At 70.8% G+C, this 13,957-nt stretch carries 14 protein-coding genes and 1 pseudogene; 9 read left to right on the top strand and 6 right to left on the bottom strand.

The window, feature by feature from the left end; all coding sequences use genetic code 11:
* Positions 1-182: 182 nt before the first annotated feature.
* Positions 183-857, bottom strand: coding sequence for a flavin reductase family protein (locus BGN98_RS03420; RefSeq protein WP_288119572.1), 675 nt, complete (start codon positions 855-857; stop codon positions 183-185).
* Positions 858-889: 32 nt separating this feature from the next.
* Positions 890-2,284, bottom strand: a complete 1,395-nt coding sequence (locus BGN98_RS03415) for a purine-cytosine permease family protein (protein ID WP_288119570.1) — start codon at positions 2,282-2,284, stop codon at positions 890-892.
* Between the two features lie 139 nt (positions 2,285-2,423).
* Between BGN98_RS03415 and BGN98_RS03410 the strand changes: the two genes are divergently transcribed.
* The gene (locus BGN98_RS03410) at positions 2,424-3,074 is read left to right on the top strand and encodes a GntR family transcriptional regulator (RefSeq protein ID WP_204947784.1); all 651 of its coding nucleotides are present in this window, start codon (positions 2,424-2,426) and stop codon (positions 3,072-3,074) included.
* Between the two features lie 7 nt (positions 3,075-3,081).
* On the opposite strand, the gene BGN98_RS03405 is transcribed toward BGN98_RS03410, so the two are convergent.
* A complete protein-coding gene (locus BGN98_RS03405) occupies positions 3,082-3,864 on the bottom strand; it encodes an IclR family transcriptional regulator (protein ID WP_288119568.1) in 783 nt (260 codons plus the stop codon).
* Positions 3,865-3,927: 63 nt separating this feature from the next.
* Between BGN98_RS03405 and hutU the strand changes: the two genes are divergently transcribed.
* Genes hutU through BGN98_RS03380 form a run of 5 tightly spaced genes read left to right on the top strand, consistent with a single transcriptional unit; the run spans position 3,928 to position 9,821 of the window.
* Positions 3,928-5,598 (top strand): urocanate hydratase, encoded by a 1,671-nt coding sequence (hutU, locus tag BGN98_RS03400; RefSeq protein ID WP_288119566.1) that lies wholly within the window; start codon positions 3,928-3,930, stop codon positions 5,596-5,598.
* Entirely contained in the window at positions 5,595-6,788 is a 1,194-nt protein-coding gene (locus BGN98_RS03395; protein WP_204947781.1) for an allantoate amidohydrolase, read from the top strand. The genes hutU and BGN98_RS03395 overlap by 4 nt, the downstream gene beginning before the upstream one ends.
* Positions 6,785-8,086 (top strand): formimidoylglutamate deiminase, encoded by a 1,302-nt coding sequence (locus BGN98_RS03390; protein WP_288119564.1) that lies wholly within the window; start codon positions 6,785-6,787, stop codon positions 8,084-8,086. Before BGN98_RS03395 ends, BGN98_RS03390 begins: the two co-directional genes overlap by 4 nt.
* On the top strand, positions 8,083-9,249 hold the full coding sequence (hutI, locus tag BGN98_RS03385; protein WP_288119562.1) for an imidazolonepropionase: 1,167 nt from the start codon (positions 8,083-8,085) through the stop codon (positions 9,247-9,249). Before BGN98_RS03390 ends, hutI begins: the two co-directional genes overlap by 4 nt.
* Positions 9,246-9,821: a HutD/Ves family protein gene (locus tag BGN98_RS03380; protein ID WP_197017282.1), complete on the top strand. Its 576-nt coding sequence runs from the start codon at positions 9,246-9,248 to the stop codon at positions 9,819-9,821. Before hutI ends, BGN98_RS03380 begins: the two co-directional genes overlap by 4 nt.
* A gap of 70 nt (positions 9,822-9,891) precedes the next feature.
* Here the strand turns inward: BGN98_RS03380 and BGN98_RS03375 are convergent, their stop codons facing one another.
* Entirely contained in the window at positions 9,892-10,665 is a 774-nt protein-coding gene (locus BGN98_RS03375; protein WP_288119561.1) for a HipA domain-containing protein, read from the bottom strand.
* A gap of 3 nt (positions 10,666-10,668) precedes the next feature.
* Here BGN98_RS03375 and BGN98_RS03370 point away from each other — a divergent pair, with 3 nt between their 5' ends.
* Positions 10,669-10,878: a type 2 periplasmic-binding domain-containing protein gene (locus BGN98_RS03370; RefSeq protein ID WP_233449556.1), complete on the top strand. Its 210-nt coding sequence runs from the start codon at positions 10,669-10,671 to the stop codon at positions 10,876-10,878.
* Between the two features lie 9 nt (positions 10,879-10,887).
* On the opposite strand, the gene BGN98_RS03365 is transcribed toward BGN98_RS03370, so the two are convergent.
* Entirely contained in the window at positions 10,888-11,517 is a 630-nt protein-coding gene (locus tag BGN98_RS03365; protein ID WP_502687806.1) for a TetR/AcrR family transcriptional regulator, read from the bottom strand.
* Positions 11,518-11,639: 122 nt separating this feature from the next.
* Between BGN98_RS03365 and BGN98_RS03360 the strand changes: the two genes are divergently transcribed.
* Both BGN98_RS03360 and BGN98_RS03355 read left to right on the top strand, forming a co-directional pair.
* Positions 11,640-12,464, top strand: coding sequence for a sugar phosphate isomerase/epimerase family protein (locus tag BGN98_RS03360; RefSeq protein WP_288119556.1), 825 nt, complete (start codon positions 11,640-11,642; stop codon positions 12,462-12,464).
* Complete coding sequence (locus tag BGN98_RS03355; protein ID WP_288119554.1) at positions 12,461-13,588, top strand: Gfo/Idh/MocA family protein; 1,128 nt, start codon at positions 12,461-12,463, stop codon at positions 13,586-13,588. The genes BGN98_RS03360 and BGN98_RS03355 overlap by 4 nt, the downstream gene beginning before the upstream one ends.
* A 70-nt stretch (positions 13,589-13,658) precedes the next feature.
* Here BGN98_RS03355 and BGN98_RS03350 read toward each other — a convergent pair.
* Positions 13,659-13,957: pseudogene (locus tag BGN98_RS03350) on the bottom strand (hypothetical protein); the annotation flags it as partial.

Genomic DNA, 13,957 nt, shown 5'->3' with positions numbered 1-13,957 from the left:
CTGATGCACCAGTTCCCCTCGTCGGCTTCCGTGGGCGCAGCACGACGCCCGCGGGCGCTGGGGGAGCGCACGCGGGCGTCGCGGAGAGGATCCACCTACTCGCCTGGGGTGCCGCAGGGTGTCCAGAGGAAACGCCGGTGGTGGGGGGTCGGCGCGCGGCGGAGAGTCGGCGGATCCGCGAATCAGCCTTCGGCGGAGAAGCCCATGGGCTCGCCGCCGAGGCCGGCCTGGGCGTCCGAGTCTGCGCCGGGGACGCGCATCTCGAACGTCGAGTCGACGACGGTGTAGTCGAAGTAGCCCATCCGGGCGATCGGGCGCACCTTGGCGATGTCGACGCGTCCGTCGGGGGTCAGGGAGTTCTCGTCCATGTGGATGCGTTCGACCGTCGCATAGACGACGTCGATCGTGCCCACCGTCGAGTTGCCCTTGAGGCGGTGCGTCGAGAGGTACTTGCACTCGAAGTGGAAGGGGCTCTCGGCGACCATGGGTGCTGCCGACAGATCGGCGGCGCGGCGGGTGACGCCGGCGTGGTCGAATTCGCTGACCTCCGGCGGCAGCGCCATCGCGCTGATGTTGACGGCGTCGCGCAGCGCCCAGGTAGCCATGTTCCAGACGAACCAGCCGGTCTCCTCGGCATTGATGACGGTGTCCTTGCGACGTCCGTCGGGGTACTGGTTCGCCGCGAACATCACCATCGGGGGGTCGAAAGTGAGGTTCTGCCACTGGCTGTAGGGGGCCAGGTTCTCCACGCCCTTTCTGCTGACGCTCGAGAGCCAGCCGATCGGACGCGGGACGGTCAGTCCCTTGAAGGGTGAATGCGGGGTGGGGCTCTTCTCGCGAGCCGGATCGAACTTCATGGTGCGGCGCTTTCTGATGGGGAGGGGTCGGCTCAGCGGGTGCGTGTCGCGAGCGAGCCGCGGCGGGCCGGGTTGAACCAGTAGAAGATGAAGCCGGAGACGACGAGGCCGATGAGCCACGCGACTTCCGCGCCGCCGAACAGGTTGGCGATCGGGCCCACGTACAGGGAGCTGTTCATGAACGGGATCTGCACGAGGATGCCGGCGAAGTACGCGATGAACGCGAGACCGTTGACCTTGCCGTAGGGGCCGTTCGGATCAAACAGCGCCGCGATGTCGTACTCCTTGTGGCGGATCAGGTAGAAGTCGACGAGGTTGATCGCCGACCACGGCGTGATGAAGTACAGCAGGAACAGCAGAAAGTTCGTGAAGTTCCCGAGGAAGTTGTCGGTCGCGAGCGCCGCGATCGCGTAGGCGATCGCCGAGATGATCACGACGTACACGGCGCGGGAGCGCGCGGTCACGACGTCCTTCCGGCCGAGGGCCGTCACGATCGTCGCGAGCGACATGAACCCGCCATACGAGCTCAGCGTGTTGCCGACGAGCTTGCCGATGACGACCGTGATCGACACGATCCAGCCAAACCCGCCGAGGAGGCCGGCCAGATACAGCACCTGATTGTCGGAGAACGCGGCGCCGCCCACCGCGGCGGCCAGCGCTCCGATGCTCATCGCGAGGGAGGCGCCGAGGACGCTCCCGAGGAAGGTCCACCCGATCGTGGCGCGCTGCGGCGTCGACTCCGGCAGGTAGCGGCTGTAGTCGGCGATGTAGGGGCCGAAGGTGAGTTGCCACGACGCCGAGAGCGAGATACCGAGGATGAACGGCGCGAGCGCGAACTCCCCGTTGCCGATCGTAGCGGCGGCATCCGGAGCGGCGAGGATGACGAACAGCAGCACGATGAACACGACACCGCTCAGGACCGTCGCGAAGTGCGAGACCCGGTGGATCCAGCGGTATCCGATGATCGCGAGCACGGTGGAGAAGACGGCGAAGATGGCGGCGCCCACCTTCGGGTCGACGTTCAGGAGCGATCCGAGCGCCTGCCCGCCGAGCACGAGACCGGTCGCATAGAAGCCCAGGTAGATGAACAGGGCGAGCACCAGCGGCAGGATCGCGCCATAGTAACCGAACTGCGCACGGCTCTGGATCATCTGCGGCACTCCCAGCTTGGGACCCTGCGCGGAGTGCAGCGCCGTCACCCAACCGCCGAGCACGTTGCCGATGATGATCGCCGGGATAGACCACAGCGGCGAGTTGCCGAGGATCACGAACAGGGCGCCCGTCACGAGGGCAGTGATGGACGTGTTCGCGGCGAACCATACGAAGAAGAGCGACCCCGGCCTCCCGTGGCGCTCTGTCGGGGGGATCCAGTCGATGGTGCGATGCTCGATGGCCTCACCCGCGTGCAACTGCGCGTCGGTCGACATGTCTTTCCTCCTCAAATCGGCGGCTCACCGTGAGCCGCGTGGGCGCCACATTACCGATATACCGGTCGTATGCCAGAGGGTTGTTGTTACGGCCCTGTAAAATGTGGAATCCGCCCGGGGCGAGCGAAGGATGGTGACCGTGGCACAGAAGAGTCTCGCCGATCAGGCGTACGACGCCATCGAGGACATGATCACTTCGCAGCAGATCACGTCGGCGACCCTCGTGTCCGAGGCGTCGCTCATGGAAGCCACCGGCCTCGGTCGCACCCCGGTCCGCGAGGCACTGCAGCGCCTCGCCCGCGACCGCGTCGTGCAGATCCACCCGAACCGCGGCGTGTTCGTCCCGGAGATCACGGTCGAGTCGCAGCTGCGGCTGCTCGAGATCCGTCGCCCCCTCGAGGCCCTCGCCGTCGAACTCGCGTGCGTTCGCGCGAAGAGGGCCGAGCGTGACGCGATGGGGAAGATGCTCGCCTACCTGCAGGCGGCCGAATTCACGCTCGAGGGCTACGCCGATTCGGTGAAGCAGACGCATCAGCTCATTTCGAAGGCAACCCACAACGAGTTCCTCGTCGACGCGATGACGCCGCTGCAGACCCTCTCGCGCCGCTTCTGGCTCGTCAACATCGACGACGAGCAGGATGAGATCGCCGCAGGCGCCCGTGCGCACGCAGAGATCCTCACGTCGATCATCGAGCGCGACGCGGTCCGCGCGGTGGCGGCGTCCTTCGCCCTCACCGACTACCTCGTGCGCCACGCGCATCGCACCGTCGGCATCCCGCAGTCGGCCTGAGCGCCCGCTACCGCGCGGGGGCGGCGCCGCTGAGCCGGCGGCCGAGCTCGCTCGCGAACCGCTCGATGCGGTGCGCGAGGTCGGGCCAGGATTCTTCCGGCACGTTGCCATGCGGGAAGGTGACCGCCAGGCTCGCCGCGGGCCAGCCGTTGCGGTCGCGGATCGCGACGGCGACCGACGCGAACCCGTCGCTGACCTCGCCGCTCTCGGCGGCGAAGCCCGCCCTGGTGACCTCACCGAGGGTGCGCCGCAGGTGCGGCAGGTCCCGGAACGGGCGCGCGCTGCGGCGGTCGACGGGATCCTCCACGTAGAGGGCCCGCAGCTGTGTCGCGGGCAGGCACGCGAGCAGCGACCTGCCCGTCGCGGTCTGGTGGGCGGGAAGGCGCACGCCGACGTCGGTGATGAGCACCGGCCGGTGCGGCGCCCGCTGCTCGAGCAGATAGATGACGTCGGTGCCATCGAGCACCCCGAGATGCGCCGTCTCGCCGACGTGGTCCACGAGGGCGGCGAGGATCGGGGCGCCCAGGCGCGACAGGGGCGCCTGCCGGCTGAACCCGGAACTCAGCTCGTAGGCCGCGTAGCCGAGGCCATAGCGGCGGTCCTCGGGGTAGTGGATGGCATAGCCGTGATCGACCAGGGCGGTGAGGATGCGGTAGCACGCGGAGCGAGGAATGCCGAGGTCGCGGGCGACGGCCGAAGCGGGCACGGGCCCCCGCTGCGCGCCGAGATGGCTGAGCACGCGCAGCGCCTGTCGGACGGCGGGCACGGCGGGCGGCGGACTCTGTCCCATATATGAGACGATAACCCCACGGCATCCCCACATGAAGCGGCGCGAAGCGGGTTCACTGTCTGCATGACGACTTCCGGATCCGAGACCCGCACCATCCGCGCCGCCCGAGGCAACCGGCTCACCGCGAAGAGCTGGCAGACCGAGGGCCCGCTGCGGATGCTCATGAACAACCTCGATCCCGAGGTCGCGGAGCGCCCCGAGGATCTCGTCGTCTACGGTGGCACCGGACGTGCCGCGCGCAGCTGGGAGGCGTACGACGCGATCGTCCGCACTCTCGAGACGCTCGAGTCGGACGAGACGCTGCTCGTGCAGTCCGGCAAGCCCGTCGGCGTCTTCCGTACCCATGAGTGGGCGCCGCGCGTACTCATCGCCAATTCGAACCTCGTCGGAGACTGGGCCACGTGGCCAGAGTTCCGCCGCCTCGAGGCCCTCGGCCTCACGATGTACGGGCAGATGACGGCCGGGTCGTGGATCTACATCGGGACGCAGGGCATCTTGCAGGGCACGTACGAGACGTTCGCCGCGGTCGCGACGAAGCGCTTCGGTGGGACGCTCGCCGGCACCCTGACCCTCACCGGCGGCGCCGGCGGCATGGGCGGCGCGCAGCCGCTCGCCGTCACCCTCAACGAGGGCGCCGTCCTCATCGTCGACGTCGACCCCGGCCGCCTGCGCCGCCGCGTCGAGCACGGCTACCTCGACGAGATGACCGACGACCTCGACGACGCGATCGAGCGCGTGCTCGCCGCCAAGGCCGAGCGGCGCCCGCTGTCGGTCGGCCTCGTCGGCAACGCCGCGACCATCTTCCCGGAGATCCTCGCGCGTGGCGTCGCCGTCGATATCGTCACCGACCAGACCAGCGCGCACGACCCGCTCAGCTACCTGCCCGTCGAGGTCTCCCTCGAGGACTGGCAGCGCGCTGCCGCCGACGACCCGGAGGAGTTCACTCGCCTGTCGCGCGCCTCGATGGCCGCCCATGTGAAGGCGATGGTCGAGTTCCAGGATGCCGGCGCCGAGGTGTTCGACTACGGCAACTCCATCCGCCGTGAGGCCGAGCTTGGCGGCTACGACCGCGCGTTCGCCTTCCCCGGCTTCGTCCCGGCCTACATCCGGCCTCTCTTCGCGGAGGGCCTCGGCCCCTTCCGCTGGGCGGCGCTCTCGGGTGACCCGGCCGACATCGCCGCGACCGACAAGGTCATCCTCGAGCTCTTCCCGAACGACGAGAAGCTCCGCCGCTGGATCACCGCCGCCGGCGAGAAGGTGCACTTCGAGGGTCTCCCCGCACGCATCTGCTGGCTCGGCTACAAGGAGCGCCACCTCGCCGGCCTGAAGTTCAACGAGATGGTCGCCTCCGGCGAGCTGTCCGCCCCCGTCGCGATCGGCCGCGACCACCTCGACTCCGGCTCGGTCGCCTCGCCGTACCGCGAGACCGAGGCGATGGCGGACGGCTCGGATGCCATCGCCGACTGGCCCCTGCTGAACGCCCTCCTCAACACCGCGAGCGGCGCGACCTGGGTGTCCCTCCACCACGGGGGCGGCGTCGGCATCGGCCGCAGCATCCACGCCGGCCAGGTCGTGGTCGCCGACGGCACACCGCTGGCGGCGGAGAAGATCGAGCGCGTGCTCACCAACGACCCCGGCACGGGCGTCATGCGGCACGTCGACGCGGGCTACGAGCGCGCCGCCGAAGTGGCCCGTGAGCGCGGCCTGCGCGTGCCGATGTGGGAGCAGGGATGACCTCGAGCCTGGTGACGGGCGGCCGGTTGACGGGGCTGCACGAGCTCACCGGCATCGGCGTCGATCCCGTGCGCGGCGGATACTCGCGCCACCTCTGGCAGGAGCCCGACCTGCAGATGCGCGCCTGGTTCGTCCAGCGTGCCGAGGCGCTGGGGCTCTCCGTCGAGCACGACCGCAATGGCAACATCTGGGCGTGGCTCGGTGAACCCGGACCCGACGCGGTCGTCACCGGCAGCCACCTCGACAGTGTGCCCGGCGGCGGCGAGTTCGACGGGCCACTCGGCATCGTCGTCGCACTCGATGCCGTCGCGCGACTGCAGGCCGCCGGCAGTCGGCTCACCCGTCCGCTGGCCGTCGTCGCGTTCGCGGAGGAGGAGGGCTCCAGGTTCGGCATCGCGTGCATGGGCTCTCGGCTGATGACCGGCGAGCTCGCCCCCGACCGGGCGCGGGCGCTCCGCGACGAAGACGGCGTGAGCTTCGCCGAGGCGGCCGAGCGCGTCGGATTCGACGCGCGGCAGATCGGGCGCGACGATGAGGCGCTCGGCCGCATCGGCGTCTTCGTCGAGGTGCACGTCGAGCAGGGGCGCGGGCTCATCGAGCTGGGTAGCCCGGTCGCCGTCGCGAGCTCGATCTTCGCGCACGGGCGATGGATGCTGACCTTCCGTGGGCAGGGGAACCATGCTGGCGCGACCGCGATGGGCGACCGCGACGACCCGATGGTCGCCGCAGCCCGCGCCGTGCTCGAGATCGAGCAGGCGGCGCTCGCCGCGGGCGACGCGCGTGCGACCGTGGGCCGCGTGAGCGCGGTGCCGGGCGGGACGAACGTCATCGCGTCGCGCGTGGAGCTGAGCCTCGACGCGCGCGCCGAGGAGGACGCCGACGTGCGCGACCTCGTTGCCGACATCGCGCGCCGTGTCGGGGCATCCGAGTTCGCCGAGCAGTCGTGGAGCGGCGCCGTCCGCTTCGATGAGAGCGTGCGCGACCGGCTGCGCATGGCGCTGGGTGACGTGCCGGTGCTGCCGACGGGCGCCGGGCACGACGCCGGGGTCCTCGCCGGCACGGTGCCGACGGCGATGGTCTTCGTCCGCAACCCCACCGGCATCTCGCACGCCCCCGCCGAGTTCGCGGAGGCCGAGGACTGCCTCGTCGGCATCGACGCGCTCGTCACGGTGCTGGAGGAGCTGCAGTGAACATCTGGTGCGACCGGGTCGTCGACGCCGACGGCGTCCGCGAGCGCGTCCGGTTCACCCACGCCGGCGGCCTCGTCGCCGCGGTCGAGACGGACGTCGCTCCGCGCGGCGACGACGTCGTCCTCGGTACCGTGATTCCCGGGGTCGCGAACGCGCACTCGCACGCCTTCCACCGCGTGCTGCGCGGCCGCACCCACGCGCACGGCGGCGACTTCTGGCGCTGGCGCGAGAGCATGTACGCAGCGGCGGCACGGCTCGATCCCGAGAGCTACTTCGAGCTCGCGCGCGCCGTCTTCGCCGAGATGGTCACCTCCGGCTACACCGCCGTCGGGGAGTTCCACTACGTGCACCACCGGCAAGACGGCACCCCTTATCCTCACGAGATGGAGCGGGCGGTTGCCGCCGCCGCCGAGAGCGTCGGCATCCGGCTCACCCTCCTCGACACCGCCTACCTCACCGGCGGCATCGACCGTCCGCTCGCGCCGAAGCAGGAGCGCTTCAGCGACGGGTCCGCAGGCGCCTACCTCGATCGCTGGCATGAGCTGCGCGACCGCGTCGGCCACGGCGCCCGGCTCGGGGCCGCGGTCCACTCGGTGCGGGCGGTGCCGCGCGACGCGATCGCGCAGATCGCCGCCGGGCTCACCGCCGATGTGCCCCTCCACGTCCATCTGTCGGAGCAGCCGCAGGAGAACGCCGACTGCGTCGCCGCGTATGGTCTCACGCCCACCGAGCTGCTGAGCGAGGCCGGCGTGCTGTCGGCACGCGCCACCGCCGTGCACGCCACCCACCTCACCGGCGGCGACATCGCGCTGCTCGGAGAGGCCGGGGCATCCATCGTCATGTGCCCCACCACCGAAGCCGACCTCGGCGACGGGATCGGGCCGGCGCGCGAGCTGCTGAGTGCCGGCGCGCGCCTCGCCGTCGGGTCGGATCAGAACGCCGTCGTCGACCCGTTCCTCGAGACCCGGGGCCTCGAGATGCACGAGCGGCTCGCGCACGGAGCGCGCGGCCGGTTCGCCCCCGCCGAGATCCTGCGTGCGGCCACCGACGACGGTTACCGGTCGCTCGGCTGGCAGGTCGCGCCGCTGCAGCCCGGCGGGCCGTGCGACCTGGTCGAGATCGACGCCGCGTCGGCGCGCACGCTCGGGTCGCACCCGACCGAGCTCATGCTCACCGCGACCGCTGCCGACGCACGTCGCGTCATCGTCGGCGGGCACACCGTCGCCTCGCGCGGGCGCCTCGCCGACGGCACCAGCCCCGCCCAGCTGCTGCACGACGCACTCCGGAGGTTCCCATGAGCGAGCTCATCACCGGCATCGGCGAGCTGACCACCCACACCGGCGAGTACGGGCGCCTCACGGATGCCGCCGTCGTGATCGACGGCGGTCGCATCGCGTGGGTCGGATCCGCGGCATCCGCCCCAGCGGCCGACACCCGCACCGACGCCGGCGGCCGCGCCGTGCTTCCCGGGTGGGTCGACACGCACACCCACATCGTCTTCGCCGGCGACCGTGGGGCGGAGTTCGAGGCCCGGATGGCGGGCGCTCCGTACGTCGCGGGCGGCATCACCTCCACCGTCGACGCGACCCGCGCCGCGACGGCGGATGAGCTGTTCGCGCGCGCCGACTCACTGCGACGTGAGGCGGAGCGGCAGGGCACGACCTACCTCGAGACGAAGACCGGATACGGTCTCGACGTCGAGGCCGAGGTCATGAGCGCGCGCATCGGCGCGCAGGTCGCCGACACCGTCACCTACCTGGGCGCGCACATCGTCCCGGCGGGCGTCGACCGCCGCGACTACATCGACCTCGTCACGGGGCCGATGCTCGCCGCCGTCCGCCCCTACGTCGACGCGATCGACGTCTTCTGCGAGACCGGCGCGTTCACGGTCGACGAGTCGCGGGAGATCCTGCGCGCGGGCGCCGCCGCGGGACTCGCGCTGCGCGTGCACGGCAACCAGCTCGGCCGCAGCGGCGGCGTCGCGCTCGCCGTCGAGCTGGACGCCGCGAGCGTCGACCACTGCAACCACCTCGACGCCGCCGACATCGACGCTCTCGCCGGCTCCGACACCGTTGCGACGTTCCTGCCGGTGTGCGACCTGTCGACACGCGAGCCGTTCGGACCCGCCCGGCAACTCCTCGACGCCGGGGGCCGGATCGCGCTCGCCACCAACTGCAACCCCGGCACGTCGTTCACGACCTCGATGGCACTGTGCGTCGCGACGGCCGTACTGCAGATGCACCTCACGATCGAGGAGGCCGTGTTCGCCGCAACCCGGGGCGCCGCGCGCGTGGTCGGCCGAGTCGAAGGCAGCGACGCCGTCGGCGTCATCGCCCCCGGTTCTCGCGCCGACCTGCAGATGCTCGACGCGCCCTCGATCGCCCACCTCGCCTACCGCCCCGGCGTGCCGCTGACCGCGGCCGTGTGGCGCGGCGGGCGCGCCGTGGTCCCGGCGCCGTGATCCTGCGACGCCAGCGCGATCGCACGCCCGTCGCCTGGCGCAACGGCGCGGGCGTCACCGAGGAGGTCGCCGCCGCGCGAACCGGCCGTATCGGCGACGGGGAGGGAGATCGCATCGCCTGGCGGGTGAGCATCGCAACCGTCGACAAGGCCGCGCCCTTCTCACGATTCGATGGCATCGACCGACTGCTGATGCCGCTCACGCCCGCCGGCATCCACCTCCGCCTGTCCGGAGCGGCGCGCGACGTCTCGCAGTTCGACGTCGTCGCCTTCCCGGGTGAGGCTGACGTCGCCTCGATCGAGGATGCGCCGGGAGCGCGGGACCTCAACCTCATGGTCGACCGCGCGTTCGGCGGCGGTCAGCTGGTGCGGAGCTACGTCACCGGCGCCCGCACGCTGCGCCGTCGCGCCGGCCAGGAGGTGGTCGTCGTCGTCGCGCTGTGCCCGACACTGCGATACCGCGGCGAGCAGCTCGAGGAGGGCGACGCGATCGTGGTCGACGACGACCGGACCGTCATCCTCAGCGGCTACGGATCTGTCGCCGAGGCGACGGTCGTTCGGGCCACGGGGTAGTCGCGGAAACGGCAACCCCTTTTTCGTGGCGCGTCACGGTGTCACCTCCCCGTGCAGCAGCCCCGCCCGCTCAGGTGAGGGTGTCGCTGACTCTACGGGTCTGCGTGTAGGTTGCGTGCGGGTAGAGCGCGACGGCAGGGAGCTCTTTCAGCCGATCGGGGGGCGATTCGGTGACGACAGCGAGGGCGGGTTGGATGCCTGCGGCGATCTGGAGGGCGAACTCCCGCAGGTGCCCTTCGTCAAGCCCGGCGTCGGCTTCGAGTCGTCTGATGCTGTCGGAGTTGAAAGTGCCGAGGGTGTTCGCGCCGTCGACGGCGAAGGCGAGCTCGACGTTGTCGAACACTGCAGGGTCATGCGCGAGGACTTGCTCTCGCTGCGTGAACGGGAGTGAGCTGGCGTCGGCCGCGCTGAGGTTCCGGTCGAAGACGGTGAAGATGTCGCGGTAGCCGGGGCCGCCATCGGACTCGTACTTCTGAACTTGCGAGGTCCCGGTGGCTTGCGCGAGGTCTTCCTGGTGGAGTCGGCCGACGGTGCCGTCGTCGTCGAAGCGGTCGAAGCGTTCCACGATGAGGACGTGCTCGCCGTCGAACTCGGCCATCACGGATGCGGCCGCATCGATCCCGAGCAGGCGCGCGACTTGCAGGGTGATGTGCTCGGTGACGTCGGAGCCGGGCAGTGGCTGGATGCCCGGCTTGAAGATGTGTGTCGACGGCTGCCGCCCAGATGGCTCGAACCACCGGTCACCGCGGAGGGTGAGCGCGAACTTCCCCTGAGTGCCGCCGAGCGAGAACCCCTCCTCGACTGCGCGATGCTGCAGCCAGTCGGAGTCTCGGATGGCGTTCACACCGTGTCGTCCCGTTCGGCGCCGTCGTGCGCGCCGGCCGCCGTCAGCGCGCTCGCCGTGCGCGACGATCTCCACTCGGGGCGCCTCGTCCGCGTCGAGATGGACGGTGAGGTGATCACGCGCCCGGTCGCGGCCGTCTGGGCCGGTCGCGAGCCCGAGCCCGCGGCATCCCGCCTGCTCGCCGTCATCGCCGACACGCTCGGTATCGGCTGACCACTGCGCTCAGCGCGGTGGTTGCAGCAGGCGCCCGAACGTGCGGAGGGTCTCGCTGAGTCCGATCGACGGCTCGAGCAGCCACTGGATCTGCAGGCCGTCGGATGCCGCGATCAAGAGCGCCGCGAGCTCTTCGGCGGGGACGTCGTCGCGGATGTCGCCATCGGCCTGCTGCCGACGAAACGATGACGTGAGCTCGTCGCGCACGCGCTCGAAGCGGGCCGAGAAGAACTCTCGGCCGACGTCGTTGCCCGCCTCCAGAGATGCCGCCAGCAGCGTCGTGTACAGCTGGACCAGTCCCGGCACGTCGACGTTCGCGATCGCGGCGTCGATCATCGTGTCGACGCCGGGCGTCACGGCCGGGTCCGCAGACGCGTTGCGCTGGATCTCGGCATGGGCGTAGACGGCGACCAGCAGCTGCTCGCGAGAGTCGAAATAGTGCAGCAGAGCGGCATGCGAGACGCCGATCGCCTCCGCGATGCGACGCAGCGACGTGCCGTCGGCCCCGCGCTCGCGGAACACCTCGATGGCGCGGTCGAGGATCTCCTGACGGCGGGCGACCCCCTTCGGCTGCAGGCCGCGCCGGCCGATCACCGTCTCGTCGCCCGTGCCGTCCGTGGTGCTCACGGCATCCAACATAGTCGATGTTCGAGACAAAACCTCCACATGGAGGTTTTGTGGTACCGTCGCTTCAGCGCCAGGCGGACGATGCGCCGCCGACGCCGCACACACGAGACAACGAGGTTCGAAGGACGCACGTCATGACACTGCCCGTCGCTTCCGTCCAGCTGTACACGCTGGCCAAGGAGTTCACCGCCGATATGGGGGGCTCGCTCGACAAGCTCGCCGCCATCGGCCTGCGCAATGTGGAGGCGTTCGATTTCGTCTCCCGCCCCACCGAGATCCGCGCCGCCCTCGACGCGAGCGGACTCGCGTCGCCGACCGGCCACGCCCCGCTCCTGTCCGACACGCTCTGGACCCCGGACGGTGAGATTCCGACCCCCGCCCCCGAGGTCGTGTTCGCTGCCGCGGCCGAGATCGGTATGACGACGGTCATCGAGCCGTTCGTCGCGCCCGAGCGCTGGCTGACGGCCGACGGCGTCGCCGACATCGCCGACCGGCTCAACCGTGCCGCCGAGAAGGCGGCGGAGTTCGGCCTCAACGTCGGCTACCACAACCATGCTCAGGAGTTCGTCGCCTCCTTCGACGGCGCCACCGCCTACGAGCGCTTCGTCGCGCTGACCGACGAGCGCGTCCAGCTCGAGCTCGACCTCTTCTGGGCGCTCACCGGCGGCCAAGACGTGCCCGCGCTCGTGTCCGCGCTCGGCGACCGCCTCGTCGCGGTGCACGTCAAGGACGGCGTCGTCCCGGCATCCAACCCCTGGGCTCCTGGCGCCGGTTCCTTCGGGTCGGACAGCCTCGACCAGCGCCACGCCGGCACCGCCGACGTTCCTCTCGCGGAGGCGCTGAAGGCCGGTACGGCGATCCGCTACGCCGTGATCGAGTACGACAAGGCCCCCGGAGACGTGTTCGAGGACATCGCCGCGAGCTTCGCCTTCCTCCGCGACGGGGGGTACGTCCAGTGAGCGCCCTGCGCGTCGGTGTCATCGGCGCCGGAGTCATCAGCCAGACCTACCTGGAGAACCTGACCTCGTTCCCCGACGTCGAGGTCGTGGCCGTGGGCGATCTGCTGCCCGAACGCGCCCAGGCCAAGGCCGAGGAGCACGGCGTGCCCAGCTGGGGCACGGGGGAGGGCGTGCTGTCGAATCCCGACGTCGACCTCGTCGTCAACCTCACGATCCCGGCGGTGCACGTCGAGGTGTCGAAGGCCGCCGTCGCCGCCGGCAAGCACGTCTGGACCGAGAAGCCGCTGGGCCTGGACCGTGAGAGCACGCGTGAACTGCTCGCGCAGGCCGAGGCGGCCGGCGTGCGCATCGGCTCGGCCCCCGACACGATCCTCGGCCCGGGCTTCCAGACGGCCAAGCGCGCCATCCGCGAGGGTGTCATCGGCACGCCGCTGTTCGTGCAGACGTCGTTCCAGACGCAGGGGCCCGACCTGTGGCATCCCGAGCCGGCGTTCCTGTTCGCACAGGGTGCGGGGCCGCTGCTGGACATGGGGCCGTATTACTTCTCGGCGCTGGTGAGCCTGCTCGGTCCGGTCGCGGGCGTCACGGCGCGCGGATCGCGCTGGCAGACGACCCGTCAGATCCACACCGGTGCGCGGGCGGGCGAGACCTTCCCCGTCGAGGTACCCTCGACCGTCCAGGTGCTGACCTCGTTCGCCGGCGGCCAGCACGGCACCCACCTGCTCAGCTTCGACTCGGCGCTGGAGCGACACGGCGTCATCGAGATCCACGGCTCCGAGGGCACGATCGTTCTGCCCGACCCGAACGCCTTCACCGGACGCATCGCGTACGTGAAGCCGCTCGGCGTGATCCGTGACGGCATGCGCTTCGAGCAGGAGTGGGTCGAGATCCCGGCGCAGGGCACCGTCGTCGGTCGCGGCCTCGGCGTGCTCGACATGGCACGCGCCATCGCGGAGGGACGCCCGCATGTCGCGACCGGCGAACTCGGCTATCACGTGCTCGACGTCATGCTGTCGGCGCAGGAGTCCGCCGGTACCGGCGAGACGCTGACGATCGGCAGCACCGTCGCCGACGTGCCGCTTCTGCCCGAGGGGTTCGACCCCTTCCAGAGCACGCTGGCCTGAGCCGCGGCCACGCGCACACCGAGAGGGGTGGATGCCGGGAGCACCGGCATCCACCCCTCTTCGTCGCCTGTCAGTGGCCGGCGTGCGGATCGACGACCATCACGGTGCCGTCGGGGCGCACGAGCGCCGCGTCCTGCACGGCGCCGAGTGCCGGTGTGGCCACGACGGCCACGAGGGCGGCGGCCAGCAGCAGGGGAACCGTGCGGATCGCGCCGGCCGGTGCCACGCGCCGGCGAGCGTCGGTGATGATCATCACGGCCGCCGTCAGCAGGAGGACGACCGCGACCGCGGCGGCCAGAATGCTCGCGCGGCCCCCGGTCAGAACGACAAGCGCGGCGACGCCGAAGACAGTGACGAGCGTCGACGCCG

Source organism: Microbacterium sp. 69-7, from assembly GCF_001897985.1.
Classification (GTDB): Bacteria; Actinomycetota; Actinomycetes; order Actinomycetales; family Microbacteriaceae; genus Microbacterium; species Microbacterium laevaniformans.
This window is presented reverse-complemented; position numbering and strand designations above follow the sequence as displayed.